The sequence below is a fragment of the Protaetiibacter larvae genome (genome assembly GCF_008365275.1).
In the GTDB taxonomy this organism is placed as follows: domain Bacteria; phylum Actinomycetota; class Actinomycetes; order Actinomycetales; family Microbacteriaceae; genus Homoserinibacter; species Homoserinibacter larvae.
On the sequence record NZ_CP043504.1, the window covers coordinates 1,991,952 to 2,016,498 of the forward strand.

General features: G+C 71.5%; 24 protein-coding genes, 1 tRNA gene and 1 other RNA gene. 14 read left to right on the forward strand and 12 right to left on the reverse strand.

Translation table 11 applies throughout. The features are described from left to right. Position 1 precedes the first annotated feature (1 nt). From FLP23_RS09395 to panB, 3 genes are read left to right on the forward strand one after another with little or no spacing between them, the layout of a single operon-like run. Entirely contained in the window at positions 2 to 1,735 is a 1,734-nt protein-coding gene (locus FLP23_RS09395; RefSeq protein WP_149325620.1) for an NAD+ synthase, read from the forward strand. Then, a complete protein-coding gene (locus tag FLP23_RS09400) occupies positions 1,732 to 2,412 on the forward strand; it encodes a lysoplasmalogenase family protein (RefSeq protein ID WP_149325621.1) in 681 nt (226 codons plus the stop codon). The genes FLP23_RS09395 and FLP23_RS09400 overlap by 4 nt, the downstream gene beginning before the upstream one ends. Before the next feature lie 9 nt (positions 2,413 to 2,421). Then, positions 2,422 to 3,237, forward strand: coding sequence for a 3-methyl-2-oxobutanoate hydroxymethyltransferase (panB, locus tag FLP23_RS09405; protein WP_149325622.1), 816 nt, complete (start codon positions 2,422 to 2,424; stop codon positions 3,235 to 3,237). A 10-nt stretch (positions 3,238 to 3,247) separates the two neighbouring features. On the opposite strand, the gene FLP23_RS09410 is transcribed toward panB, so the two are convergent. Continuing rightward, positions 3,248 to 3,421: a methionine aminopeptidase gene (locus FLP23_RS09410; protein WP_149325623.1), complete on the reverse strand. Its 174-nt coding sequence runs from the start codon at positions 3,419 to 3,421 to the stop codon at positions 3,248 to 3,250. A gap of 33 nt (positions 3,422 to 3,454) precedes the next feature. On the opposite strand from FLP23_RS09410, the gene map reads away from it, so the two are divergent. The 3 genes from map (at position 3,455) to cspE (ending at position 5,450) form a co-directional block, all read left to right on the forward strand. Further along, positions 3,455 to 4,339, forward strand: coding sequence for a type I methionyl aminopeptidase (gene map / locus FLP23_RS09415; RefSeq protein ID WP_149325624.1), 885 nt, complete (start codon positions 3,455 to 3,457; stop codon positions 4,337 to 4,339). 31 nt (positions 4,340 to 4,370) lie between these two features. Next, complete coding sequence (gene ppgK, locus FLP23_RS09420) at positions 4,371 to 5,129, forward strand: polyphosphate--glucose phosphotransferase (RefSeq protein WP_149325625.1); 759 nt, start codon at positions 4,371 to 4,373, stop codon at positions 5,127 to 5,129. A 117-nt stretch (positions 5,130 to 5,246) separates the two neighbouring features. Then, the gene (gene cspE / locus FLP23_RS09425) at positions 5,247 to 5,450 is read left to right on the forward strand and encodes a transcription antiterminator/RNA stability regulator CspE (protein ID WP_149325626.1); all 204 of its coding nucleotides are present in this window, start codon (positions 5,247 to 5,249) and stop codon (positions 5,448 to 5,450) included. A 66-nt stretch (positions 5,451 to 5,516) separates the two neighbouring features. On the opposite strand, the gene rnpB is transcribed toward cspE, so the two are convergent. The 6 genes from rnpB to FLP23_RS09455 all read right to left on the reverse strand — a co-directional run bounded on the left by rnpB (position 5,517) and on the right by FLP23_RS09455 (position 11,803). After that, an RNA gene (gene rnpB / locus FLP23_RS09430) (RNase P RNA component class A) lies at positions 5,517 to 5,890 on the reverse strand. A 27-nt stretch (positions 5,891 to 5,917) separates the two neighbouring features. Beyond that, positions 5,918 to 6,658: a zinc ribbon domain-containing protein gene (locus FLP23_RS09435; RefSeq protein ID WP_149325627.1), complete on the reverse strand. Its 741-nt coding sequence runs from the start codon at positions 6,656 to 6,658 to the stop codon at positions 5,918 to 5,920. A gap of 36 nt (positions 6,659 to 6,694) precedes the next feature. Beyond that, positions 6,695 to 7,513 carry a Nif3-like dinuclear metal center hexameric protein gene (locus tag FLP23_RS09440; RefSeq protein WP_149325628.1) on the reverse strand — a complete coding sequence of 273 codons (819 nt, stop codon included), beginning with the start codon at positions 7,511 to 7,513 and terminating at the stop codon, positions 6,695 to 6,697. 4 nt (positions 7,514 to 7,517) lie between these two features. Then, positions 7,518 to 10,601 (reverse strand): cytosine permease, encoded by a 3,084-nt coding sequence (locus tag FLP23_RS12570; protein ID WP_149325629.1) that lies wholly within the window; start codon positions 10,599 to 10,601, stop codon positions 7,518 to 7,520. A 75-nt stretch (positions 10,602 to 10,676) separates the two neighbouring features. Next, complete coding sequence (locus FLP23_RS09450; protein WP_149325630.1) at positions 10,677 to 11,570, reverse strand: zinc-binding dehydrogenase; 894 nt, start codon at positions 11,568 to 11,570, stop codon at positions 10,677 to 10,679. A gap of 160 nt (positions 11,571 to 11,730) precedes the next feature. Beyond that, a tRNA-Val gene (locus tag FLP23_RS09455) sits at positions 11,731 to 11,803 on the reverse strand. Between the two features lie 40 nt (positions 11,804 to 11,843). On the opposite strand from FLP23_RS09455, the gene FLP23_RS09460 reads away from it, so the two are divergent. Then, entirely contained in the window at positions 11,844 to 12,536 is a 693-nt protein-coding gene (locus FLP23_RS09460) for a DUF1345 domain-containing protein (protein WP_149325631.1), read from the forward strand. A 14-nt stretch (positions 12,537 to 12,550) separates the two neighbouring features. On the opposite strand, the gene FLP23_RS09465 is transcribed toward FLP23_RS09460, so the two are convergent. Continuing rightward, on the reverse strand, positions 12,551 to 13,024 hold the full coding sequence (locus tag FLP23_RS09465) for a peroxiredoxin (protein ID WP_149325632.1): 474 nt from the start codon (positions 13,022 to 13,024) through the stop codon (positions 12,551 to 12,553). Positions 13,025 to 13,145: 121 nt separating this feature from the next. Here FLP23_RS09465 and aceE point away from each other — a divergent pair, with 121 nt between their 5' ends. From aceE to fabF, 6 genes are all read left to right on the forward strand, one after another. After that, a complete protein-coding gene (aceE, locus tag FLP23_RS09470) occupies positions 13,146 to 15,872 on the forward strand; it encodes a pyruvate dehydrogenase (acetyl-transferring), homodimeric type (protein WP_149325633.1) in 2,727 nt (908 codons plus the stop codon). Between the two features lie 14 nt (positions 15,873 to 15,886). After that, positions 15,887 to 17,065 (forward strand): PucR family transcriptional regulator, encoded by a 1,179-nt coding sequence (locus FLP23_RS09475; protein WP_149325634.1) that lies wholly within the window; start codon positions 15,887 to 15,889, stop codon positions 17,063 to 17,065. An 84-nt stretch (positions 17,066 to 17,149) separates the two neighbouring features. Further along, the gene (locus FLP23_RS09480) at positions 17,150 to 18,079 is read left to right on the forward strand and encodes an ACP S-malonyltransferase (RefSeq protein ID WP_149325635.1); all 930 of its coding nucleotides are present in this window, start codon (positions 17,150 to 17,152) and stop codon (positions 18,077 to 18,079) included. Then, complete coding sequence (locus tag FLP23_RS09485; RefSeq protein WP_149325636.1) at positions 18,076 to 19,077, forward strand: beta-ketoacyl-ACP synthase III; 1,002 nt, start codon at positions 18,076 to 18,078, stop codon at positions 19,075 to 19,077. The genes FLP23_RS09480 and FLP23_RS09485 overlap by 4 nt, the downstream gene beginning before the upstream one ends. A gap of 41 nt (positions 19,078 to 19,118) precedes the next feature. Next, positions 19,119 to 19,367 (forward strand): acyl carrier protein, encoded by a 249-nt coding sequence (locus FLP23_RS09490; RefSeq protein WP_149325637.1) that lies wholly within the window; start codon positions 19,119 to 19,121, stop codon positions 19,365 to 19,367. An 86-nt stretch (positions 19,368 to 19,453) separates the two neighbouring features. Beyond that, the gene (fabF, locus tag FLP23_RS09495; RefSeq protein ID WP_149325638.1) at positions 19,454 to 20,689 is read left to right on the forward strand and encodes a beta-ketoacyl-ACP synthase II; all 1,236 of its coding nucleotides are present in this window, start codon (positions 19,454 to 19,456) and stop codon (positions 20,687 to 20,689) included. A 1-nt stretch (position 20,690) separates the two neighbouring features. On the opposite strand, the gene FLP23_RS12270 is transcribed toward fabF, so the two are convergent. From FLP23_RS12270 to FLP23_RS09505, 3 genes are all read right to left on the reverse strand, one after another. Beyond that, entirely contained in the window at positions 20,691 to 20,843 is a 153-nt protein-coding gene (locus FLP23_RS12270) for a hypothetical protein (protein WP_168200412.1), read from the reverse strand. Beyond that, the gene (locus FLP23_RS09500; protein WP_149325639.1) at positions 20,843 to 21,346 is read right to left on the reverse strand and encodes a DUF3145 domain-containing protein; all 504 of its coding nucleotides are present in this window, start codon (positions 21,344 to 21,346) and stop codon (positions 20,843 to 20,845) included. Before FLP23_RS09500 ends, FLP23_RS12270 begins: the two co-directional genes overlap by 1 nt. Positions 21,347 to 21,478: 132 nt before the next feature. After that, positions 21,479 to 23,128, reverse strand: coding sequence for a bifunctional 3'-5' exonuclease/DNA polymerase (locus FLP23_RS09505; protein WP_149325640.1), 1,650 nt, complete (start codon positions 23,126 to 23,128; stop codon positions 21,479 to 21,481). Between the two features lie 64 nt (positions 23,129 to 23,192). On the opposite strand from FLP23_RS09505, the gene FLP23_RS09510 reads away from it, so the two are divergent. Beyond that, the gene (locus FLP23_RS09510; protein WP_168200413.1) at positions 23,193 to 23,621 is read left to right on the forward strand and encodes a VanZ family protein; all 429 of its coding nucleotides are present in this window, start codon (positions 23,193 to 23,195) and stop codon (positions 23,619 to 23,621) included. On the opposite strand, the gene FLP23_RS09515 is transcribed toward FLP23_RS09510, so the two are convergent. Further along, complete coding sequence (locus FLP23_RS09515) at positions 23,593 to 24,438, reverse strand: DUF1684 domain-containing protein (RefSeq protein WP_149325642.1); 846 nt, start codon at positions 24,436 to 24,438, stop codon at positions 23,593 to 23,595. The genes FLP23_RS09510 and FLP23_RS09515 overlap by 29 nt on opposite strands. Positions 24,439 to 24,547 lie beyond the last annotated feature (109 nt).

A 24,547-nucleotide genomic window follows, 5' to 3' on the forward strand; every position in this document is an offset into this window, starting at 1 on the left:
CATGCCCCGTCTGCGATTGGCACTTGCGCAATCCAACCCGATCGTCGGAGACCTGGAGGGCAACGCCGCGATGATCCTCTCCGCGGCGCGCGAGGCGCTCGCCTCCGGTGCCGAACTGCTCGTGACGGGCGAGATGGCTCTCACGGGGTACCCCATCGAGGACCTCGCGGCGCAGCCGAGCTTCCTGCGCGCCGCGAGCGAGGCGGTGCCGGCGCTCGCCGAGCGCCTCGCCGCGGAGGGGCTCGGCGAGCTCATCGTGATCGTCGGCCACCCGGACGGCCCGCACGAGCCGCGCCTGCTGGGCACGAGCAACGCGCCGACGGCGGTCGCCCAGAACTGCGCGAGCGTGCTGCATCGGGGGCGCGTCGTCGCCCGCTACGCGAAGCATCACCTGCCGAACTACTCGGTGTTCGACGAGTACCGCGTGTTCATCCCCGGCGACGAGCTGCTCGTGCTTCGGGTGCGCGGGGTGGACGTGGCCGTCATCATCTGCGAGGACCTGTGGCGTGACGGCGGTCCGGTGGGCCGCGTGCTCGAAGCGGATGCGGGGCTGCTGCTCGTGCTCAACGCCTCGCCCTTCGAGCGCGACAAGGACGAGGTGCGCCTGCCGCTCGTGACCCGCCGCGCGACGGAGACGAACACGATCGTCGCCTACGTCAACATCGTGGGCGGCCAGGACGACCTGGTGTTCGACGGGGACAGCGTCGTCGTGGATGCGGGGGGCCGCATCCTGGCCCGCGCCGCGCAGTTCCGCGAGCAGTTGCTCCTGGTGGATGTGGAGCCGGAGGCGGCGGGCGACGCGCCTGCGCTCGAGAACGTGCGTCGCGTCGAGCTCGACGCCCGCGACGCGGAACCCCTCTCCGTGCTCGCGCCCTCGATCGCGACCCTCCCCGACGACCGCGAGCAGCTCTGGAACGCCCTCGTGGCGGGGCTGCGCGACTATGTCGAGAAGAACGGCTTCCCGAGCGTCGTGCTCGGGCTCTCGGGGGGCATCGACTCCGCGGTGTGCGCCGCGCTCGCGGCCGACGCGATCGGCCCCGACCGGGTGCACGGGGTGAGCATGCCGAGCCGCTACAGCTCGGAGGGCTCGCGTGACGACGCCGACGAGCTCGCCGAGCGCATCGGGCTGCACTACTCGGTCGAGCCGATCGCCGGGCTCGTGCAGCCGGTCGAGACCCAGCTGGCGCTCACCGGCGTCGCCGCCGAGAACCTGCAGGCCCGCATCCGGGGCATCATCCTGATGGCGACATCCAACATGAGCGGGCACCTCGTGCTCACGACCGGCAACAAGACCGAGCTCGCGGTGGGCTACTCGACGATCTACGGCGACTCGGCGGGCGGTTTCGCCCCCCTCAAGGACGTGCCGAAGACGCTCGTCTGGGAGCTCGCCCGATGGCGCAACGAGGCCGCCGCCGCGCGGGGGGAGACGCCGCCGATCCCCGAGAACTCGATCACGAAGCCGCCGAGCGCCGAGCTGCGCCCCGACCAGACCGACCAGGACACCCTGCCCCCGTATCCGCTGCTCGACGCGCTGCTCGAGCTGTACATCACGCAGCGTCTCGGTCGCGCCGACATCGTCGCCCGGGGCTTCGACCGCGAGACGGTCGAGTTCGTCACCCGGCTCGTCGACCGCTCGGAGTGGAAGCGGCGGCAGGGCGCGATCGGGCCCAAGATCTCGGGGATGGCGTTCGGTCGCGACCGGCGACTCCCGATCACCTCGCGGCCGGTGGGATGAGCCCGCCCGCCGCGCGCGTCGGCACCGTCGCGCTGGCCATGCTGCCGTTCCTCGCGATCTCGGCCGTGCATCTGGGTGCCAAGCTCGCGGGCGCTGTCGCGCTCGACCAGGCGACGAAGGGCTGGACCGTGCCCGCGCTCGCCCTCGGGGCGATCCTGACGCTGCTCATCGACCGTCGCCGGCTCCGTCCACGGGTGTTCGCGCTGCTGTTCACCGCGCTCGGGCTCTCCTGGCTCGGCGACATCACGCTCGCCGACTTCGTCGTGGGGCTGTCGTTCTTCCTCGTCGCCCACCTCGCCTACATCGTGCTGTTCCACCTCGCCTTCCATCGGAACGCCTCCTGGTGGTCGCTCGGGCTCGTGTTCTGGTTCGCGGGCCTCATGCTCGCCCTGTGGCCGTCCCTCGGCGCGCTCGCCCCCGTCGTCGCCGTCTACGGCGTGGTGCTCGGGCTCATGGCGGCGTTCTCGACGCGCGGCAACACCTTCACGATGATCGGGGGGACGCTCTTCGTGGCGAGCGATTCGCTGCTCGCCTTCCGGCTGTTCACACCGCTGTTCCAGACCCCGCCCGAGGACACCCTCATCATGGCGTTCTACCTCGCCGCCCAGCTCTTCCTCGTGATCGGGGTGCTCCGCACGGCGACCGCGCGCGAGCCCCGCATCCGGGCGGGTGCCTAGACTGGCGACATGGCAGACGAGGTCGTCAAGAAGGTACGCACCCGGCATTTCCAGAACGCCAAGGCCAACGGCATCAAGATCACCGGGCTCACGAGCTACGACCAGCTCACCGCGGCGATCTTCGACCGCGCCGGTGTCGACTTCCTGCTCGTGGGCGACTCGGCGGGCAACAACGTGTTCGGCTACGACACGACCCTCCCCGTGACGATCGACCAGCTGATCCCCCTCACCCGTGCGGTGGCCGGCGCCGTCAAGCGCGCCTTCGTGGTCGCCGACATGCCGTTCGGTTCATACGAGACGGGGCCCGACGAAGCGCTGCACACCGCGTTCCGCTTCATGAAGGAGACCGGCGCGCACGCCGTCAAGCTCGAGGGCGGGGTGCGATCGGCGGAGCAGATCCGGCGGATCGTGTCGGCCGGGATCCCCGTCATGGCCCACATCGGATTCACCCCGCAGAGCGAGCACCAGCTCGGCGGCCACGTGATCCAGGGGCGCGGGGATCGCGTCGAGCAGCTCATCGCCGACGCCCGGGCGGTCGAGGACGCGGGTGCCTTCGCCGTCGTGCTCGAGATGGTGCCCGCCGAGGCAGCCAAACGGGTCACCGCGGAGCTCGGCATCCCGACCATCTCGGTGGGCGCCGGCCCGCACACCGACGGGCAGCTGCTCGTGTGGACCGACTGGGCGGGACTCACGACGGGGCGCATCCCGAAGTTCGTGAAGCAGTACGCGCAACTCGCCGAGGTGCTCGGGGATGCGGCGCGCGCCTGGACCGCGGATGTCGCCTCGGGCGCCTATCCCGGCCCCGAGCACTCCTACGAGGACTGATCCGAGGCGGTCAGCGGCGCTCGGCCTCGTCGTCCGAGGCCCAGGCCCGCGCCCGCTCGCGCGCGATCTCCGGGGCCCGTTCGGCCTCCTCGCGGCTGGGGTAGGGGCCGTCGCGATCGGACCCCAGCGACTGCGGGCCCTCCTCGACCTCACCGGTCTTGTGGTTGTACCACCACTCAGCCATCTCGGCGTCCCTCCGCTCGGTAGTCTTGAGCCTATGCCTCGCGACGCAGCCGGTCACCTCGTCTCCGGCCGGCTGTCACCCGCCCGCGCGGTGCCCTCCTCGATCCCGCGACCCGAGTACGTGGGCCGTTCCGGGCCTCGCCCGTTCACCGGTTCCGACGTCTACACCCCGGAGGAGATCGAGCGGATCCGGGCGAGCGGCCGCATCGCCGCGCAGGCCGTCGAAGCGGTCGGAGCCGCCATCCGCCCGGGCGTCACGACCGATGAGCTCGACCGGATCGCCCACGAGTTCCTCATCGCCCACGACGCCTACCCCTCGACGCTCGGCTATCGCGGTTTCCCGAAGTCGAGTTGCACCTCGCTCAACGAGGTCGTGTGCCACGGCATCCCCGACGACACCGTGCTCGTGGACGGCGACATCATCAACATCGACATCACGGCCTACCGCGACGGGATGCACGGCGACCTCAACAAGACCTTCCTGGTGGGCGAGGTGGCCCCCGAGGCGCGCGAGCTCGTCGACCGCACCCGGGAGGCCCTCGACCGCGGCATCAAGGCGGTCGCACCGGGCCGCGAGATCAACGTGATCGGGCGCGCGATCGAGAGCTACGCGCGCCGCTTCGGCTACGGAGTGGTCCGCGACTTCACCGGGCACGGCGTCGGCAGCGCGTTCCACACCGGCCTCATCGTGCCCCACTACGACGCCGCCCCCCGCTTCGACACCGTGATCGAGGTCGGCATGGTCTTCACGATCGAGCCGATGCTCACGATCGGAACCCCCGAGCGCCCGGGAACGACCGAATGGGACGAGTGGGCCGACGACTGGACGATCACCACCCGCGACAAGAGCCTCACCGCACAGTTCGAGCACACCCTCGTCGTCACCGAGCGCGGCGCCGAGATCCTGACCCTGCCCTGACCATCCGGTCACACCACCCCGAGGAGACCCCATGAGCACGCTCGCCGTCGGCATCGACATCGGAGGCACCGGCATCAAGGGGGCGCTCGTCGACGTCGACAGCGGCGAACTCGCCGGCGAGCGGGTCAAGGTCGCCACCCCGGAGGGCGGCGACCCGGATGCCGTGCTCGCGGCGGTGGCCGGGATGGTCGACGGCTTCGGCCCCGAGGCCGCGGGCGTGCCGCTCGGGGTCTGCTTCCCCGCGATCGTCAAGCACGGCCGCACGATGTCGGCCGCGAACGTCTCGAAGCGCTGGATCGGCCTGGATGCCGAGCGCCTCTTCGAGCAGGCGCTCGGCCGCGGCATCCACTTCGTCAACGACGCGGACGCCGCGGGCGTCGCGGAGGCGGGTTTCGGGGCTGCCCGCGGCGTGGACGGGCTCGTGATCGTCACGACGCTCGGCACCGGCATCGGCAGCGCGTTCCTCTACGACGGCGTGCTCATCCCGAACACCGAGCTCGGGCACCTCAAGCTGCGGGGACGCGACGCCGAGCGGCTCGCCTCCTTCGCGGCCAAGGAGCGCGGCCACCTCAGCTGGAAGCGCTGGGCCGAGCGACTGCAGCAGTTCTACGGCACGGTCGAGTTCCTGTTCTCCCCCGAGCTGTTCGTGGTGGGCGGCGGCGTCTCGAAGAACCACGAGGAGTTCCTCCCGCTGCTCGAGCTGAGCACCCCGATCGTGCCCGCGACGCTGCGCAACAACGCCGGCATCCTCGGCGCCGCCTGGCTTGCAGCGCAACCTGCGCGTGCATGACGCCAGGTTTCGATTCGATGAAATCTGCGGTCGCACGCTGCCGTGCGCGACCGGGTGTGCACTAGGTTGAGGACGCGCCCCGGATTGGGTGCGCATGCATTACGAGAAAGCAGTCACATGCCCACTGGAACCGTGAAGTGGTTCAACGCCGAAAAGGGATTCGGCTTCATCACCCCCGACGACGGCGCACAGGACGTGTTCGCCCACTACTCGGCCATCGACTCGAGCGGTTACCGCACCCTCGAGGAGGGTCAGCGCGTGGAGTTCGAGGTCACCCAGGGCCAGAAGGGCCCGCAGGCCGCGAACATCCGCGTCGCCTGAACAATCCACCGCGACGAAGGCGCCTCCGGGGTTCTCCGGGGGCGCCTTCGTCGTCATGACGGGGAGTGAACGGGTCGGCCGATACGCCGGGTTCTGTCGGCCGACTCGCGTCGACCGGACGGCCATCTCTCTCGGGGATGCGTTGCCGCAGCCCTCCAGCGGTCTACCCGACACCTCGGCGAGCAGCCTCATCGGTGTCTGTCTGACCTTGCTCCGGGCGAGGTTTACCCAGCGAGCCCGATCACTCGGGCCCCTGGTGGTCTCTTACACCACCGTTTCACCCTTACCCCGGCGCCCGAAGGCGCCGTGGCGGTCTGCTCTCTGTTGCACTTTCTCGCGGATTGCTCCGGGTGGGTGTTACCCACCGCCCTGCTCTGTGGAGCCCGGACGTTCCTCGGCACGCGCCTCGCGGCGCGCGACGCGACCGTCTGGCCGACCCGTTCGTCGCCCAGGATATCGGTCGAAGCTCAGAGACCGGACTCCGCGGTGCGCACGAGGATCGCGCTCGAGTCGGGGCAGAGGATGACGTCGTCGGGCGCCGCCGCGCGCACCGTGTTGAGGTCGGTCGCATTGAGGGCGACGCCGCTCGCGCTCGACACCCCGCCCCGCAGGTGGGAGGCGCCCACACCGTAGCGGGCGCGCTGCTTCTCGTAGAGGGCGAGCAGCTCGGCCGGAACCCTGCCGGCGACCGTCTCGCGGTTGGCGGTGAGGTGCACGCGTTCCGCCTCGAGGGCGCCGAGCACCGCGTCGCGTGCGGCGACGGCCTCCGCGGTCCGGGAGTCGAGTCCGTCGAGAGCGGCACGGGTGGCGGCGAGCGCGGTCTCGTGCTCCTCGACCTTCTCCATCACGACGAGCTCGATCTCCTCGAGCTCGTCGCGACGGCGGGCGAGGGCGGCGAGCTCCTGTTCGAGCGCCTGCACATCCTTCACGGAGGAGGTCGCCTGCAGTCGGGCGCGGTCGCGTTCGATGCGGGCCTCGACGACGGCGACATCCGACTCGACCCGGCCGAGCTCGGTGCGCGCATCCTCCCAGACCCCGGTCTGCTCGGCGAGCGCGCGCCGGAGCGCGTCGCCCTCCTGGGCGAGCGCCGTGACGGCCGCGGCCTCGGGCAGGGTGCGCGTCCGATGGGCGAGCTGCTGCAGGCGGGTGTCGAACTCCTGCAGCTCCAGCAGGAGCGCCTGGTCTTCGGGTGCCGCCTTGAGGCCCATAGTGATTCCGTTCGTTCAGCGGCCGCAGCCGGGAGGTCAGACGAGGGCGAAGTCCCACGGGTCGGTGCGCAGCTCGCTCACCGTCACCGTGACCTCGGGAAGCGCCGCGCGGAGCTCGTCGGCCGCCGCCTCGAGCCACAGCCATTCGGCCGCCCAGTGGGAGATGTCCAGCAGCGCGGGGCCGCCCCCGATGCGGGCGTTCTCGCGCGCCTCCGACGCCGGGTGGTGACGGAGGTCGCTCGTGATGTAGACGTCGGCGCTCTGCACCGCCGGATTCGCGAGCAGCGAATCGCCCGCCCCCGCGCACAGCGCGACGCGGCGGATGGGCGCGAAGTAGTCCCCCGCGCCCCGGATGCCTTGGGCGGTCGGCGGCAGGATCTCGCCGAGCCCGCGGGCGAGCTCGCCGAGCGTGACGGGGGCGGGCAGCTCCCCCACCCGGCCCAGCCCGAGCGAGGCATCCCTGGCGGAGGGCACGAGCGGGTGCGGGTCGACCAGGCCGAGTCGTGCGGCGAGCACGGCGGAGGTGCCACGGGCGACCACGTCGGCGTTGGTGTGCGCGGCGAGCAGCCCGCAGCCGCCGCGGATGAGTCGCGCGACCATGGTGCCCTTGTAGCGGTCCTCGGCGACGCTCGTGACGCCGCGCAGCAGCAGCGGATGGTGCACGAGCAGCAGCTGGGCGTCGCGCTCGACCGCCTCGGCGACGGTGTCGGCCACGGCGTCCACGGCGAGGTGGATGGCGCGCACCTCGGCGGAGGGGTCGCCGACGATCAACCCCGGCACATCCCACTCCTCGGCACCCGCGAGCGGCCAGAGGGTGTGCGCGACGTCGATCACACGGGCGAGGGCGACAGGCACGTCCTCAGTCTAGAAGCGCGTCCGCACGCTGTTCGGCCTGATCGATGGGCCGCTCCTGGCGCCGGATCGCGGGGATGCCGCCGAGCAGCGGCAGGATCACGCCCAGCGCGAGCGCCACGAGCACGCCCAGGTCGGTGTGCGCGAGCGGGTCGTCCGCGCCGATGCCCACGAGACCGAAGAGGTAGCCCTGCCAGTCGAAGCCCGCGAGCTCCGCGCTCGTGAAGCCGAAGCCGACCGCGGAGATGACGACGAGCCCGATCAGGTTGACCCACCGCACGGCCGGGTAGACGCCTCCCGGGGCGAGCAGCGACGGGGCGTGGAACCGGCGCAGGCGGATCATCATCTCGCTCGCGAAGATTCCCACCCAGGCGGCGACGGGCACCGCGAGTGTCGTGGAGACGTCGCGCAGGATGTCGCGGGTGTCCGCCCCGAGAGCGAGGAGGCCCCCGCCGATCGCGGCGACCAGCAGCGCGGCCATGAGGGTGGCGGCGGGGCGCGAGGTGCGCACCCCCGTTGCGACGAGGGCGAGCCCGCCCGAGTAGACGGTCACGATCGCCGCCGAGACCAGGCCGAACGCCGAGGCCGCGAGCACCGGCAGGGCGAACCAGCTCGGCACGAGCGTCAGCAGGGTGACGAGCGGATCGCTCGCGAGGCCGTCGGCGAGCTCCGGGTCGGACGCCGCGAGCACGGCGCCCCAGCCGAGGATGAGGAGTGTCGGGACGATGACCCCGAAGCTGCCCCACAGCATGTTCGCAGCCCCCGAGCCTCCCGGGCGCTGGTAGCGGGCGAGGTCGGAGCTCGACTGCGCCCAGGCGAGACCGACGACGCTGAAGACCACCACGATGCCGCCGATCGCGAGCGCCCAGGGGCCGTCATCGGTGCGCAGCGCTGCTGCGAAGTCGACGTGACCTGCGGTGAGCACGACCGTCGCGATCACCAGCAGGATCGACAGGATGCCGAGCACCCGCTGGATCCGGTGCAGGAGGCCGTAGCCGAAGACGGCGACCACCCCCGTGACGATCACGCCGATCGCGAGGGCGACGATCGCCCACACGGGTGCCCCGAGTCCGGCGTCGAGCCCGGAGGAGGCCAGGAGCGAGGCCGTGGTCGCGGCGAGCAGCCAGATCATGACGCCGCCCCAGAGCGCGCGCCCGAGCACCGCGAGGATCGCCGGCAGCAGGTTGCCCTGCAGACCGAAGCTCGCCCGCGAGACGACGAGGGTCGGCTGACCGCTCCACTTGCCGGCGAGCGTGCCGAGACCGAGCGGCAGGGCCGAGACGGCCACGCCCGCGACGATCGCGACGAGCGCCTGGCGCAGGCTCAGCCCGAAGCCGAAGATCGAGGCCCCGACGGCGACCATCACGATCGACGAGTTGGCGGCGAACCAGAGCCAGAACATCCGCGCGGCGTGTCCGGCGCGTCGCTCGAGCGGGGTGGGTTCGGCGGCGGCCGCCTCGACCTCCCCGGGTGACGGATCGCGGGCCGCGTCGGGGTCGTCGCCGATCGGGACCGGTTCGACGGCGACCTCGGCGACGCTGCTCGTGACGGTCACGGGGGCGAGCGAGGAGTCCGCCGGCACCGCCCCGGCCCCCGGATGCGCGAGGTCGTCGATGCCGTCGGTCTCGGCGTCCCCGGGCGGCGGGGCCACGAGCGCGTCGAAGGAGACCGGGGCAGCCGTCGGCGGGGCGGCCGGCGGTGCCGCGAAGGGCAGCACGTCGACGTCGGGCGGCGGGGCGTCGAGGAAGGTCGCCGGGGGCACCTCGATCGCGGTCACCCCGGTCGGGGGCGGCAGCCGGGTCACATCGACGGGACCGTCCGGGCCGTCCACGGTCGTGAGCGGAGGAGGAACGACGGGGGCGCTGAACGTCGGCACCGGGGTCGGCGTCAAGGTCGACGGATCGAGGGGGGCCGCTTGGGGTGCAGGCGGCTCGACGAGCGGAGGCGGCTCGAACGACGGCGGCGGCGCGGCGAGCCAGAGGCGCTCGTCCGATTCGAGGCCCCCGTCGAGCGTCGACGGCGTGGCGCCTTCACGTTCCGGGTCGGGGGCGGGTGTCCATCCGGGAAGGGGCGACTCGGGCACGTACGGCGCGGCGTACTCGTTCGGGTCGACGATGGGCGGGGGGAACGACGCGAGATCGGGCTCGGCGTCGGTGAACACGGGTTGCACGTACCCGGACTCGTCGTAGGCCGGCTGCTCGTAGACCGGCTGCTCGTAGACCGGCTGCTCGTAGACCGGCTGCTCGTAGACCGGCTGTTCGTACACGGGCTGCTCATAGACCGGCTGCTCGTACCCCGGCTGCTCGTACACGGGCTCCGGGTGGCTCGGGGGCGGGACGATCGGCGCGAATGCGGGAGGCGTCTCGGGGAACACGGCGCTCACCCCGGCGGGGGGCTCGGGCGCCTCCTCGACCACCGGCAACCCCTGCCGGCGGCGCAACTCGTTCTCGAGCAGCAGGATCGCGTCGAGGGTGGAGCCCGCCGCGGCCTCCTGCTCCACGGTGCGTCCGAGCTCGGCGTCGTCCGGCACGGCAGCGTCCTGCGCGACCGGCTCCGGCGCGATCGGCTCCGACACGAACGGCGGCGCCACGACCGGCTCGGGCACGAACGGCTGCGCCCCGACCGGTTCGGGCACGACCGGCTCGGGCACGAATGCCGGGACCGACGGCGATTCGATCGTCGGCGGCTCGGGATCCGCGGCGATCGCGTCCGGCGCGACGTACTCGGGCGGCGCCACCGGGGGCGGGATCGGCACGGGGGGAAGCTGCACGGGCGGTGCCTCGGCCGCCGGACCCTGCGCGGACGCCACCTCCTCCTCGACCGGCGGAGGCACGTCGAGCTGCAGCTCTGCGGGGTCGGGCTGGAAGACGGGATCCGAGTTGAGCACCGGCAAGGTGATCGGCCCGGTGTACATCGCGGTCTGGGCCGCGAGCGCGCTGGCGAGCTCGTCGTCGCTGACGATGTCGCCCCCGTAGGGAGGGGGGTACGGCGGCGGGTAGGCAGCAGGCTGCTGCGCACCCGACTGTCCGACCGCGGCGTCGGGATCGTCGTCGTGCGGTCGTCCGGAACTGCTCGGCGGCACGTCCGTCATGGCTCGGAGTCTAGGGGTGCTCGTGTCCGGACACGCGGAGGACGAGCCGACACATCGAGGACGGCTCGGAGGGGTTCAGGGCATCCGCAGCACGGCCTTGCGGCCCGAGAGGCCGCGGTCGGCCGCCCGCAGCGCCGTCGCGAAGTCGGCGAAGGGGTGAAGCTCCGGCTCCACCGGGCGCAGCTCCCCGCGGGCGACGCGCTCGAGCAGCTCGCCCAGCTGCGCGCGGTAGCGGCCGTGGTCGCCGCGGATGGACGCCGGCGTCGCCGCCAGGCGCTCGCGGGGCGGGATCCCGTGGTGCAGCAGGGTGCGGATCGAGCCGCGCAGCGTCGCCCCCTTCTGGTGCCCGCGCCGCCCCGCGTAGGAGATGCGCACGATCCGTCCGCGGTCGCTCAGCAATCGGCCGAGTGCCCGGTCGCCCGTGTGATCGATGACGCCGTCGACGGGACCGAACTCCTCGCGTACCCGCTCGCGCCAGCTCGCATCCCGGTAGTCGACGAGGTGCACCGCGAGGGGCTCGATCGCGGCGGTGCGCTGCGACGCGGTGCCCGCGACCCGCAGGCCGGCAGGCAGCGCGAGCTGCGCCGCGAGCAGCCCGACGGCGCCCGTCACGCCCTGCACGAGCACGCTGCGGGCATCCGGACGCAAGCAGGAGAGCGCGAGTCGCGCCGTCATGAGGTCGAGCGGCAGCGCCGCGGCGAGCGACGAGTCCAACCCGTCGGGCACGGCGACCAGCAACGAGCCGGGCAGCACGACGATGCTCGCGTGGGCGCCCATGTCGGGCACCACGGCGGCCACGCGCTGCCCCACCGCGAGACCCTGCCGGGTGGCGTCGGCGTCGAGCGACTCGAGCACGCCCACGACGTCGTAGCCCGTGATGAAACCGCGGAAGGGGTGCAGAAGGTAGTCGCCCGCCAGGCCATGGCGTCCGTCGAGCCCACCGAGGCGTGGGTCACCCGCACCCGGCACGCGCCGACGGGCACGGCCTCCTCGCTCAGCGCGGCGGAGTCGACGCCGAAACGCTGCACGCGGGCAACGGTGCGGAGGGGGCGCGGTACGGCGGAACCCGTCACAGCGACGAGGCTATCCGCCGCCTTCCCGGAGCGCGATCGATCGATCGAGACGACTGTGGGCCCTGAGGGACTCGAACCCCCGACATCCTCGGTGTAAACGAGGCGCTCTTCCAGCTGAGCTAAGAGCCCGGACTCCCCGATCGTAGCCGCCCGGTCGTAGGCTCCACGCGTGGCGACCACCGAGTTCCGTTCCCGCGCCGAGCATCGCTGGCCCGTCGTGGTCGCCATCGCGGTGGCGATCGCGCTGTACCTCGCGGTGCCGGCGGACTACCTGCCGTGGCTGCGTTTCGTCGTCGCGGGACTGGCCATCGCGATCCTGATCGCCCTCGTGGTCTTGAACCCCCATCGGCTCAATCGCGAGGAGCGCTGGTCGCGCCGGGCGGGGGTCGCGCTCGCGATCCTGCTGCTGCTCGCGAACCAGGTGGCGATCGTGCAGCTCATCGTCGCGCTGCTCGAGGCGGATGCGCCCGACGCCCGCGGCATCCTGCTGGTCGCCGTGCAGGTCTGGGTGACGAACATCATCGTCTACGCGATCGTCTACTGGGAGCTCGATCGCGGGGGGCCGGTGGTCAGACGCCGCGAGCCGCGCGACCAGCTGCCCCCGGCGAGCTTCGCCTTCCCGCAGGATGCCAACCACGACGCGGTCGCGGAGGTCGCCTCCGGCTCCTCCCGCACGGCCGACTGGATGCCGTCCTTCTTCGACTACGTGTACGTCTCGGCGACGAACTCGATGGCGTTCAGCCCGACCGACACCATGCCGCTCACCACGCTCGCGAAGGCGATCATGCTCGTGCAGTCCGTGACCGGTTTCGCCATCCTGGCGCTCGTCATCGCGCGCGTCGTCAACGTCATCGGCGGCTGACCGCCGGGCGCGGTTCAGACCGCGATCGGCAGCACCTCGTCGAGCGCCGCGCGGTACTCCTCCACCGAGCGCGCCTGACCGGGGGCGGTGATGAAGGAGGCACGGATGATGCCCTTCGCGTCGATCACGAACGTCGCGCGGTTCGCGAAGCCCTTCTCCTCGAGGAAGACCCCGTACTCCTTCGCGACGGCGCCGTGCGGCCAGAAGTCGGCCAGCAGGGTGAAGTCGTAGCCCTCCTGCTCGGCCCAGGCGCGCAGCGTCGCCTTCGAGTCGACCGAGATGCCGATGAGCTCGACCCCGTGCTCCTGGAACAGCGCGAGGTTGTCACGCAGCGCGCACAGCTCCCCTGTGCAGGTGCTCGAGAAGGCGAGCGGGAAGAAGACGAGGGCAACGGGCTTGCGCCCGCGGAAGTCGCTCAGCCGGATGTGCTCGCCGAACTGATTCGCGAGGTCGAAATCGGGAGCCTGTGTGTCGTTCTCCAAAGCCACGAGGAGCGATCATACGCCGGGAGGCCCCACATCGCTCGGTGGCTTCGCGCGCGGTGAGAATCGCACCCGCGCGCGGAACTAGACTCGTCCACGGCCAGACACGATCAGGAAGAGGTCAAGGGTGACGGTGAACGACCAGGATCCGTACTCGGTGAACAACACCGATCAGGACCCGGAGGAGACCGCCGAATGGCAGGAGTCCCTCGACGCGCTCGTCGCGGAGAAGGGGCACGCTCGCGGACGCGAGGTCGTGCTGAGCCTGCTCAAGCGGTCCAAGGAGCTGCACCTGGGTGTGCCCATGGTGCCGACCACCGACTACATCAACACCATCGCACCCGAGAACGAGCCCGCGTTCCCCGGTGACGAGGAGCTCGAGCGCCAGTATCGCCGGTGGATCCGCTGGAACGCCGCGATCACCGTGCACCGCGCCCAGCGGCCCGGCATCGCGGTCGGCGGCCACATCTCGACCTACGCCTCGAGCGCGTCGCTCTACGAGGTCGGCCACAACTGGTTCTTCCGCGGTCAGGACCACCCCTCGGGCGGCGACCAGATCTTCTACCAGGGTCACGCCTCCCCCGGCATGTACGCGCGCGCCTTCCTCGAGGGGCGTCTGTCGGAGAACGACCTCGACGGGTTCCGCCAGGAGAAGTCCCGCGCACCGCACGGGCTCTCCTCCTACCCGCACCCGCGTCTCATGCCCGAGTTCTGGCAGTTCCCGACCGTGTCGATGGGGCTCGGCCCGATCAACGCCATCTGGCAGGCGCAGAACAACAAGTACCTCACCAACCGCGGCATCGTGGATCGCGGCGACAGCCGCGTCTGGGCGTTCCTCGGCGACGGCGAGATGGACGAGGTCGAGAGCCGTGGCGCCCTCCAGTGGGCCGCGAACGAGAAGCTCGACAACCTGACCTTCGTCGTCAACTGCAACCTGCAGCGGCTCGACGGCCCGGTGCGCGGCAACGGCAAGATCATCCAGGAGCTCGAGAGCTTCTTCCGCGGGGCCGGCTGGAACGTCATCAAGGTCGTCTGGGGCCGCGAGTGGGACGACCTGCTCGCGCGCGACACCACGGGTGCGCTCGTGAACCTCATGAACGTCACCCCCGACGGCGACTACCAGACCTACAAGACCGAGAACGGCGCCTACGTGCGCGAGAACTTCTTCGGCCGCGACCCCGAGGCGCTCAAGCTCGTCGAGGGCTACAGCGACGACGACGTCTGGAACCTCAAGCGCGGCGGCCACGACTACCGCAAGGTCTACGCGGCCTTCAAGGCGGCCGTCGAGCACGAGGGCCAGCCGACCGTCATCCTCGCGAAGACCATCAAGGGCTACGGCCTCGGCAAGAGCTTCGAGGGCCGCAACGCGACCCACCAGATGAAGAAGCTCACCCTCGACAACCTCAAGCAGTTCCGCGACGAGCTGCGCATCCCGATCACGGACGCCCAGCTCGAAGAGAACCCCTACCAGCCGCCGTACTTCCACCCCGGACAGGACGACCCGGCCGTGCAGTACCTGCAGGAGCGTCGCCGCGAGCTCGGCGGCTACCTGCCCGAGCGCCGCACCGCGCACGTCGCGCTGCAGCTGCCGGAGGACTCGGCGTACGAGATCGCCAAGAAGGGCTCCGGAAAGCAGGAGGTCGCCACCACGATGGCGTTCGCCCGCCTGCTCAAGGACCTGCTGCGCTCGCCCGACTTCGGGCACCGGATCGTGCCGATCATCCCGGACGAGGCGCGCACCTTCGGCATGGACGCCTACTTCCCGACGGCCAAGATCTACAACCCGAACGGCCAGCACTACACCTCGGTCGACCGCGACCTGCTGCTCGCCTACAAGGAGAGCCCCCAGGGGCAGATCGTGCACGTGGGCATCAACGAGGCGGGTGCCTTCGCGGCGTTCACCGCGATCGGCACCGCGTACTCGACGCACGGCCAGCCGCTCATCCCGGTCTACGTGTTCTACTCGATGTTCGGCTTCCAGCGCACCGGGGATGCCATGTGGGCCGCGGGCGACCAGATGGCGCGCGGTTTCATCATCGGCGCCACCGCCGGCCGCACCACGCTCACCGGCGAAGGCCTGCAGCATGCCGACGGTCATTCGCCGCTGCTCGCGTCCACCAACCCGGCGGTTGTCAGCTACGACCCGGCCTACGGCTACGAGATCGGCCACATCGTGAAGGCGGGCCTCGACCGCATGTACGGCGGCAGCCACCCGGACCCGAACGTCATGTACTACCTGACGGTCTACAACGAGCCGATCGTGCAGCCGGCCGAGCCGGACGGGCTCGACGTGGACGGCGTGCTCAAGGGCATCTACAAGCTCAAGGACGCCACCATCCGCGGCCCGAAGGCCCAGCTGCTCGCCTCCGGCGTCTCCGTGCCGTGGGCGCTCGAGGCGCAGGAGCTGCTCGCCCGCGACTGGGGCGTGGCAGCGGACGTCTGGAGCGTCACCTCGTGGAGCGAGTTGCGCCGCGACGGCATCGCCGCCGACGAGCACAACTTCCTCAACCCGACGAAGCAGCCGCAGGTGCCGTACGTGTGGCACAAGCTGAGCGGCGCCGAGGGTCCGTTCCTCGCGGTCACCGACTACATGCACGCCGTTCCCGACCAGATCCGCGCCTGGGTGCCCGGCGAGTTCGCGACCCTCGGGGCCGACGGCTTCGGCTTCAGCGACACGCGCCCCGCCGCCCGCCGCTTCTTCAAGATCGACGGGCCGTCGGTGGTCGTGCGCACCCTGCAGTCGCTCGCGCGCCGCGGCCAGGTCGACCCGGCGTACGTGCTGCAGGCGATCGACAAGTACAAGCTGCACGACGTGACCGCGGGAACCACGGGCTCGGCGGGCGGCGAGAGCTAAGGGCGCATCCGCCCGTGCCGGAGAAGACGAAAGCCCAGACGCTCAGCTGGCTGCGGACGCTGTCGGGCGAGTTGGCCACGAGCACGCTCAAGCGGCTCGACGACACCCTCCCGTGGTATCGCGAGATGCCGCCCGGGCGGCGCAGCGCGGTCGGCCTCGTCGCGCAGGCGGGCATCACCTCGTTCATCTCCTGGTACGACGACCCCAGCTCGACGCCGTGGATCGCGGCCGACGTGTTCGGCGCGGCGCCGCGCGAGCTGCTGCGGTCCGTGAGCCTGCAGCAGACCCTGCAGCTCATCCGGGTGACGGTCGAGGTGGTCGAGGAGCGCGTGAAGAGCGCGGGAGACGAGCTGCGCGAGGCGATCCTGCTGTACTCCCGCGAGATCGCCTTCGCGGCCGCCGACGTGTACGCGCGCGCCGCCGAGGCCCGCGGGCTCTGGGATGCCCGGCTCGAAGCGCTCGTCGTGGACTCGATCCTCACGGGCGAGTACGACAGCGAACTCCCCAGTCGGGTCGCCGCCCTCGGCTGGAACGGCCACGGTGCCGTCTCGGTGCTCGTCGGCACGGCGCCGCGCATGCTCGACGTCGACCAGCTGCGACGCACCGCGCGGCACCTCGACGCCGACGTCCTCATCGGCGTGCAGGGCTCGCGCCTCGTGCTCGTGATCGGGCGCGTCGACCAGGCGGAGGGCAGCGAGGCGCGCGAACCTCTCGCGTTCATCGAGATCGCGCGACAGCTCGAGCCGGGGTTCGGCCCCGGTCACCTCGTGCTCGGCCACGAGGTGCCCTCGCTCGTGGACGCCGCCCGCAGCGCCAAGGCCGCCCTCGCCGGCTTCGCGGTCGCGAAGGCCTGGCGGAACGCGCCGCGACCGACCCTCGCCGACGAGCTGCTGCCGGAGCGCGCCCTCGCCGGCGACCCGCTCGCGCGCGCCACGCTCATCAACCGCGTCTACAAGCCGCTGCAGAACCACTCGACCGAACTGCTGCAGACCCTCTGGGCGTACCTCGACAACGGCCGCTCGCTCGAGGCGACCGCGCGCGAGCTGTTCGTGCACCCCAACACCGTCCGCTACCGCCTCAAACGCATCACCGAGGTGATCGGCTGGGACGCCACCGGGGCGCGCGAGGCCCTCATCCTGCAGACAGCGCTCATCATCGGCTCGATCGCCGACACGGGGCGCAAGCACGACTGACCTTGTAGGCCTCCGCCAAGGTCTTCACGGATATCTCGTGCGCGACATGCCGCGTACGGCACGGCGTGTTGGCAGGATGGACGGGTGACCGTCGTGATCGTCGCGCCCGGACAGGGCTCGCAGACCCCCGGATTCCTCGAGCCCTGGCTCGCCGAGCCGCGCTTCGCCGAGCATCTGGACGCCCTCGCCGACGCCGCAGGCGTCGAGCTGCGCACCCACGGCACCGTCTCCGACGCCGACACCATCCGCGACACCGCCATCGCCCAGCCGCTCATCGTGGCCGCGTCGATCCTCTCGCTCGCCGGGGTGCTCGACGGCGGGCGGCGCGACCGCATCGCGGGCATCGCCGGCCACTCGGTCGGCGAGTTCGCCGCGGCCGCCGGCGCCGGGATCCTCGACGAGTCCGCTGCCATGCGCCTCGTCGCCACCCGCGGCCGGGCCATGGCGGATGCCGCCGCGCTCGCCGAGACCGGCATGAGCGCCGTCATCGGCGCCGACGAGGCCGAGTTGCTCGCACGGCTCGACGAGCTGGGGCTCGATCCCGCCAACTTCAACGGCGGCGGCCAGCTCGTGGTGGCGGGCGCGCTCGACGCCCTCGCCGCGCTGCAGGCGGAGCCGCCCGCCGGCTCGCGCGTGATCCCGCTCCAAGTGGCGGGCGCCTTCCACACCCGCTATATGGCATCCGCCGTCGAACGCCTGCGCGCCGCCACCGAGGGCGTCGCCGTCGCCGACCCGACCGTGCGGATCTGGACCAATCGCGACGGCTCGGCGGTCGCCTCCGGTGCCGACTACCTCGAGCTGCTCGTCGGCCAGGTCGCCTCCCCCGTCCGCTGGGACACGACCATGGAGACCTTCGCGGCGGAGGGCATCACGGGCCTCATCGAGCTCGCCCCCGCCGGCGCACTCGTCGGACTCGCCAAGCGCGGCCTCAAGGGGCTGCCCACGGTTGCCGTCAAGACCCCCGACGACCTCGCCGCCGCCCACGCCCTCATCGACCAGGAGTCCGCTGCGTGACCATCCACCTGAAGCAGGCCCACGGGGCCCCCGGCAGCCGCATCCTCGCCCTCGGCGCCGCTCGCGGCGACCTCGTGGTGCCCAATGACGACCTCGTCGGCCCGATCGACTCGAGCGACGAGTGGATCCGCCAGCGCACCGGGATCGTCACGCGCAAGCGCGCATCCAAGGGGGTCAACGCGATCGACCTCGCCGAGGCGGCCGCCACCGAGGCCATCGAGAAGTCCGGTGTGGACCGCACCCGCATCGGCGCCGTCCTCGTCTCCACGATCAGCAACGTCGCCGTCACCCCCTCGATGTCGACTCTGCTCGCCGAGCGGATCGGGGTCGCCCCCGCGCCCGCCTACGACATCAGTGCCGCCTGCGCCGGATACACCTACGCGATCGCCCAGGCGGACGCCCTCATCCGGGCCGGTGCCGCCGAATACGTGCTCGTGGTGGGCGCGGAGAAGCTCTCGCAGTACGTGCACCCCGAGGACCGCTCGATCTCGTTCCTGCTCGGCGACGGCGCGGGCGCCGCGGTGCTGGGCCCCGCCGAGGAGCCGGGCGTCTCGAAGACCGTATGGGGATCCGACGGGTCCAAGTGGGACGCGGTCGGCATGAACGCGACCTTCGAGGAGTACCTCGACAAGGTGAAGCCCTGGCCGACCATGCGCCAGGACGGCCAGACGGTGTTCCGCTGGGCGGTCTGGGAGATGGCGAAGGTCGCCAAGCAGACCCTCGAGGAGGCCGGGGTCGACGCCGCCGACCTGGCCGCGTTCATCCCGCATCAGGCCAACATGCGCATCATCGACGAGCTCGCCAAGCAGCTGAAGCTCCCCGAGCATGTCGCGATCGCACGCGACATCGAGACCACGGGCAACACCTCCGCCGCCTCCATCCCCCTCGCCGCCCACCGACTGCTCGAGGAGCACCCCGAGCTCAGCGGCGGCCTCGCGCTCCAGATCGGCTTCGGAGCCGGCCTGGTCTTCGGGGCTCAGGTCGTGCGCCTGCCCTAAACTTGTCCCCGGTCACTCGACACCCCTAGGAGAAAACGAACATGGCACTGTCCACCGAAGAGGTTCTCGCCGGTCTGGCTGAACTCATCAACGACGAGACCGGCATCGCGGCGGACACCGTTGAGCTCGACAAGTCGTTCACCGACGATCTCGACATCGACTCCATCTCGATGATGACCATCGTGGTCAACGCCGAGGAGAAGTTCGACGTCAAGATCCCCGACGAAGAGGTCAAGAACCTCAAGACCGTCGGCGACGCCGTCAGCTTCATCGTCAACGCCCAGAGCTAGTCGACGACGGGCGGGGACCACCCGTCCCCGCCCGTTCCTCGTCCCGGTCCACCTCACGGGACGCGTTTCACACTGGAGTACCTCGAATGACCAAGAAGATCGTCGTCACCGGCATCGGCACGTCCTCCCCGCTGGGCGGCACGGCACCCGAGACCTGGACCGCTCTGCTCGCCGGTGAGTCCGGCGCGCACACGCTCACCCACGACTGGGTGACCGAGCTCGACCTCCCCGTCACCTTCGCCGCTGAGGCGAAGGTGCGTCCCGACGAGGTGCTCGAGCGGCAGGAGATCAAGCGCCTCGACCCGATGAGCCAGTTCGGCCTCATCGCGGCGCGCGAGGCCTGGGAGGACGCCGGCGCCCCCGAGGTCGATCCCGAGCGGCTCGGCGTCGACTTCGCCACCGGCATCGGCGGCGTGTGGACGCTCCTGGACGCCTGGGACACCCTCAAGGAGAAGGGCGCGCGCCGCGTGCTCCCCATGACGGTCCCCATGCTTATGCCGAACGCGGCATCCGCTGCCATCAGCATGCGCCTGGGCGCACGTGCCTTCGCGCGCACCGACGTCTCCGCGTGCGCCTCGAGCACCGAGTCGATCGCGAACGCCTACGACCACCTCCAGCAGGGCCTCGCGGACGTCGTCCTCGCGGGTGGCACCGAATCCGCCGTGCACGGCATCACGATCGGCTCGTTCTCGGCGATGCAGGCGCTCTCCCGCCGCAACGACTCCCCCGCCACCGCGTCCCGTCCCTACGACGTGAGCCGCGACGGCTTCGTGATGGGCGAGGGCGCCGCCGTGCTCGTGCTCGAGACCGAGGAGCACGCGAAGGCGCGCGGTGCGCGCATCTACGCGGAGCTCGCGGGCGGCGGCGTGACGAGCGACTCGTACCACATCACCGCCCCCGACCCCGAAGGCTGGGGTGCGGCCCGCGCGGTTCGCGCGGCGCTCGCCCAGGCGGACGCCTCGGTCGACGACGTCACACACATCAACGCGCACGCGACGAGCACGCCCGTCGGCGACATCGCCGAGTACAAGGCGCTGCACGCCGTGTTCGGCGACCGCGTGCACGGGATCCCGGTGTCCGCGACGAAGGCATCCACGGGCCACCTGCTGGGCGGAACGGGGGCGCTCGAGGCGATCTTCGCGATCCTCGCGATCCAGAACCGTCTCGCGCCGCCGACCATCAACCTCGAGCAGCAGGATCCGGAGATCCCGCTCGATGTCGTCACGACCCCGCGCGCGTTGGGGGACGGCCCGCAGCTGGTCATCAGCAACTCGTTCGGCTTCGGCGGCCACAACTCCGTGGTGGCGTTCCGCTCGGTGTGAGTCAGCGGATGCTGCGGCATCCCTCGTGCGCGGTGCACTCGCCGTCGAAGTCGTCGTCGATCTCGTCGGCCTCGAGCACGTCGATCACCTGCACGAGCGGCTCCTCGAGCTCGTCGAGCAGGGCGTGCAGGGCGAGTTCCTCCGAGGTGATCATCAGCCGACCTTGTGCAGCCAGATGACGGGCGAATCCTCGCCCGCGTAGCGGAAGGGCTCGAGTTCCTCGTCCCAGGCCTGGCCGAGCGCGACGCGCAGTTGGCGGTGCAGCTCGAAGGCGTCGGATCCGGCGGCCTCCATCGCGGCGCGGACACGGTCCTCGGGCACCACCGTGTTGCCGGCGGTGTCGGTCTGCGCGAAGAAGATGCCGAGGTCGGGCGTGTGCATCCACCGTCCGCCGTCGGTTCCCAGCCCGGCGTCCTCGGTCACCTCGTAGCGCAGGTGCTCCCACCCGCGCAGCGAGGAGGCGAGCAGCGCGCCGGTGCCGCGCGGTCCCTCCCAGTAGTACTCGGTGCGCTGGGCACCGGGCAGCACGGGCTGGGGCCGCCAGTCGAAGTTGACGGCGCGCCCGAGGGCTCGTCCGGCTGCCCACTCGACATGCGGGCAGAGCGCACGAGGAGCGGAGTGGACGTACACCACTCCGCGCGAGATCGCAGCAGCCACTTTTCTCTCCGTTCGTCAGATGCGACTTCCCCATCGACCTGTCGAACGTGCGCTGATGCTTGGGCCCATTATGCCCGGTCGGCTCCGCGAATGACAAGCGTGTCGTTCGGTGGTTCGCGGCGCGCGCGGGGACTACTTCGCGTCGGCGTAGGAGTCGACGATCGCCACGCTCAGCGGGAACTCCACCGGCGCAGTCCCGAACAGGATCCGCCCGGCCTCCACGGCGGCCTCGCGGAGCGCGTCCGCCGTCGCCTCGGCGAGCTCCTCGGGCGCATGCACGATGAGCTCGTCGTGCAGGAAGAACACCAGATGCGGTCGCGCCGTGAACGGCGCCGCTGCCTCATCGCCCCCGCCCAGCGTCCAGAGCAGCCTGCGCACCGACCCCATCCAGCACAACGCCCACTCGGCCGCCGTACCCTGCACGATGAAGTTGCGGGTGAACCGCCCCCAGGCGCGCTGGCCGCTGCGCGATCGGTCCCGCTCCGCGTCGCTTCGGGTCTCGTCCCAGCCCGAGGCCGCCCCCGGCGGGGAACCGCGCCCGAGCCAGGTGCGCACGATCTCCCCGCGCTCCCCCGCCCGCGCGGCATCCTCCACGAACGCCATCGCCCGCGGGAAGGCCTTCTCGATGCGCGGCCGCATGCGCCCCGACTCCCCCGTCGTGCCGCCGTAGATCGCACCGAGCATCCCGTACTTCGCCTGTGAACGGGTCCCGACCGCGCCCGCGTCGACCATGCCCTGGTAGAGGTCGTGCGCACGCCCCGCGCGCGCCATCGCCGCATCCCCCGACATGGCGGCGAGCACCCGCGGCTCCAGCTGGGCGGCGTCCGCGACGACGAGCTTCCACCCGGGATCGGCGACCACGGCACCCCGCACCTGCTTCGGGAGCTGCAGCGCACCCCCGCCGAGCGACGCCCACCTCCCCGTGACGACCCCGGCGGGCACGTAGACGCCCCGGAAGCGACCGTCGCGCACCCACTCGTCGAGCCAGGCCCACCCGTTGGCCGTGTACAGCCGCGCGAGCTTCTTGTACGCCGTGAGGGGGGCGACCACCGGGTGGTCGATCCCCGCGAGCTCCCACCGACTCGTGCTGCCGACCCGCAGCCCGGCCCGCTGCAGGCTCTTGAGCAGGGTGGGCGCCGAGTCGGGGTTCACCTCCGGGTCATCGAGTGCGGAGCGGATCTGGGCCACGAGCGCCTCCATGCGAGCCGGTCGACCGCCCGGAACGCGCGCGCCGAGCAGTTCCGTCAGGATGCGGTCGTGGCGCTCGGCATCCCACGGCAGCCCCGCGAACCGCAGCTCGGCCGCGACGAGCGCCCCGACGCTGTCGGCGGCGGTCAGCAGCCCGAGCCGACCCGGCTCGCTGCTCGCGGCGATCGCCGCGCGCTGCCGCGCGAACTCCTCGAAGGGATCGTCGTCGGGCTCGGGCTCGACGAGCGAGAACAGGGCGTCGGGCGCCTCATCGACGGCGACCGACCGCGCGTCCCAGCGATCCCGCGGTGCCGCCGCGAGCTCCGACCCGCGCGCGGCGGGCGCGCTGCGCAGGATGGCGCGGCTGAGGCGCAGATCCACGCACCTCTCGATGCGCACCCCGGCGGCGAGCAGCGCCGGATACCAGCGCTGCGTGTCGTCCCACAGCCATCGTGGATGCTCCCGCTCACGCGACGCCGCCCACTGCGCGAAGCCCGCCGCCGGGATGCGCTGTCGCCCCCGCTCCGTGCCGTCGGAGCCGAGTGCCACCGCGTCGACGATCTCGCGTGACGGCGAGCTGACGGCGAGGAACACGCCCCCATCCTCTCCCGAGCCGCCGACGCGCGGCCGGCATCCCGCCCGCCCTTACTCTGGACGGATGCGCACGCTTGTGCTCCGCATCCTCTTCGCCGTCTACCTCGTGGTGGTCGGCGTCATCGTGTGGACTCCCGTGTCGAGCGACACGCCGTTCGGAGGGCCGATCGGCGTGGTCGCACGCTGGCTCACCGGATTCGGGCTGCCGCTCGCCGAGAGCTACACGGTGCTCGAGGTGGCGGCCAACGTCGTGATGTTCCTCCCGTTCGGGGCGCTCGCGATGACGGCGTTCCGGTGGACCCGCGTGTGGTCCACGACTCTCGCCGGTCTTGCCACCAGCGGGCTCATCGAGGGCGTGCAGTTGTTCCTTCCGACCCGCTACTCGACCGTCTCCGACCTCGTCGCCAACACCTCGGGCGCCCTGCTCGGCGCTCTCGCGGTCGCCTGGGCGCGCCGGCGAGCCCTCAGTGCAGCGGCGAGCCGTCCTTCTTGAGCGGCAGCTTCTCGCCGGCCTCGATCGCGAACGGGAAGCGGTTCTGCTTGGGCGGCAGCGGGCAGTTGAACGCGTAGCTGAAGGCGCACGGGGGCAGCACCGCGCGGTTGAAGTCGAGCGTGATGGTGCCGTCGGCGTTCGGCGCGACGAACAGGAACCGCCCGACGCTGTAGGTGGAGTCGCCGTTGGTGGCGTCCGCGAAGACGAGCTGGAGGGCGCGGCCCGACTTGAATGCCGCGAGGTCGTAGTCGACCCCGTCGCGGGTGAAGGTGATGCGACCCGGCACGACCTCGTCGCGCGTGCGACCGTCGTCCTTGAGGTGCTCGAAGCCGAGCACGGTGCCCTCGGGGTTGAGCGACCAGTCGGCCGTCACCACCCACTCCGGGTTGTACGGGAAGGCGTCGATCGAGCCGAACTCCTGGATCGCCTCCGACTCGGCGTCCCACACGCGCAGCGCGTAGAGCCCGCCCTCCTGCGCGATCACGAAGCCGCTGACGGTGTCGCTGAAGCGGATGCTCGACGGCTCCGGGTCGTCCTTCCCGCGGACCACGACGGTGCCGTCGACGAGCGCACCGTCCACCTGGATGCCGTCGGCGGCGGAGGCCGTCAGGCTCACGCCCGACTGACCCGCGGGCAGCGGCGCCCAGCGCCCGGGAACCCCCCACACCGTCTGCTCGGCGTCGATCACCTGGGTCGTCGTCAGCGCGAGGCTGCCCTGCGGCTGCACCACGACGAGCTCCCGCCGCGAGTGGAAGAAGGCGAACTGCTCCTCCTCCGTCTGGGCGGGGGCGGCGGCGGGGGTTGCGGTCTCGGTCATGGTGTCCATCCTGCTCGACTCCTCAGACACAACCGAACGGGACACGGCGGTATTTCGTCCCGCGACGATCGTTCGCGCGATCCATCCCCATCCCCCTCGCGAATGACGA

Bases quoted from the DNA above. Each gene is read 5' to 3' on its own strand.
- FLP23_RS09435 (WP_149325627.1), bottom strand. From the start codon at position 6,658: ATGGGCCTCAAGGCGGCACCCGAAGACCAGGCGCTCCTGCTGGAGCTG.
- FLP23_RS09510 (WP_168200413.1), top strand. From the start codon at position 23,193: ATGCGCACGCTTGTGCTCCGCATCCTCTTCGCCGTCTACCTCGTGGTG.
- fabF (WP_149325638.1), top strand. From the start codon at position 19,454: ATGACCAAGAAGATCGTCGTCACCGGCATCGGCACGTCCTCCCCGCTG.
- map (WP_149325624.1), top strand. From the start codon at position 3,455: ATGCCTCGCGACGCAGCCGGTCACCTCGTCTCCGGCCGGCTGTCACCC.
- FLP23_RS09515 (WP_149325642.1), bottom strand. From the start codon at position 24,438: ATGACCGAGACCGCAACCCCCGCCGCCGCCCCCGCCCAGACGGAGGAG.
- FLP23_RS12270 (WP_168200412.1), bottom strand. From the start codon at position 20,843: ATGATCACCTCGGAGGAACTCGCCCTGCACGCCCTGCTCGACGAGCTC.
- FLP23_RS09490 (WP_149325637.1), top strand. From the start codon at position 19,119: ATGGCACTGTCCACCGAAGAGGTTCTCGCCGGTCTGGCTGAACTCATC.
- FLP23_RS09410 (WP_149325623.1), bottom strand. From the start codon at position 3,421: ATGGCTGAGTGGTGGTACAACCACAAGACCGGTGAGGTCGAGGAGGGC.
- cspE (WP_149325626.1), top strand. From the start codon at position 5,247: ATGCCCACTGGAACCGTGAAGTGGTTCAACGCCGAAAAGGGATTCGGC.
- FLP23_RS12570 (WP_149325629.1), bottom strand. From the start codon at position 10,601: ATGACGGACGTGCCGCCGAGCAGTTCCGGACGACCGCACGACGACGAT.
- FLP23_RS09395 (WP_149325620.1), top strand. From the start codon at position 2: ATGCCCCGTCTGCGATTGGCACTTGCGCAATCCAACCCGATCGTCGGA.
- FLP23_RS09400 (WP_149325621.1), top strand. From the start codon at position 1,732: ATGAGCCCGCCCGCCGCGCGCGTCGGCACCGTCGCGCTGGCCATGCTG.
- ppgK (WP_149325625.1), top strand. From the start codon at position 4,371: ATGAGCACGCTCGCCGTCGGCATCGACATCGGAGGCACCGGCATCAAG.
- panB (WP_149325622.1), top strand. From the start codon at position 2,422: ATGGCAGACGAGGTCGTCAAGAAGGTACGCACCCGGCATTTCCAGAAC.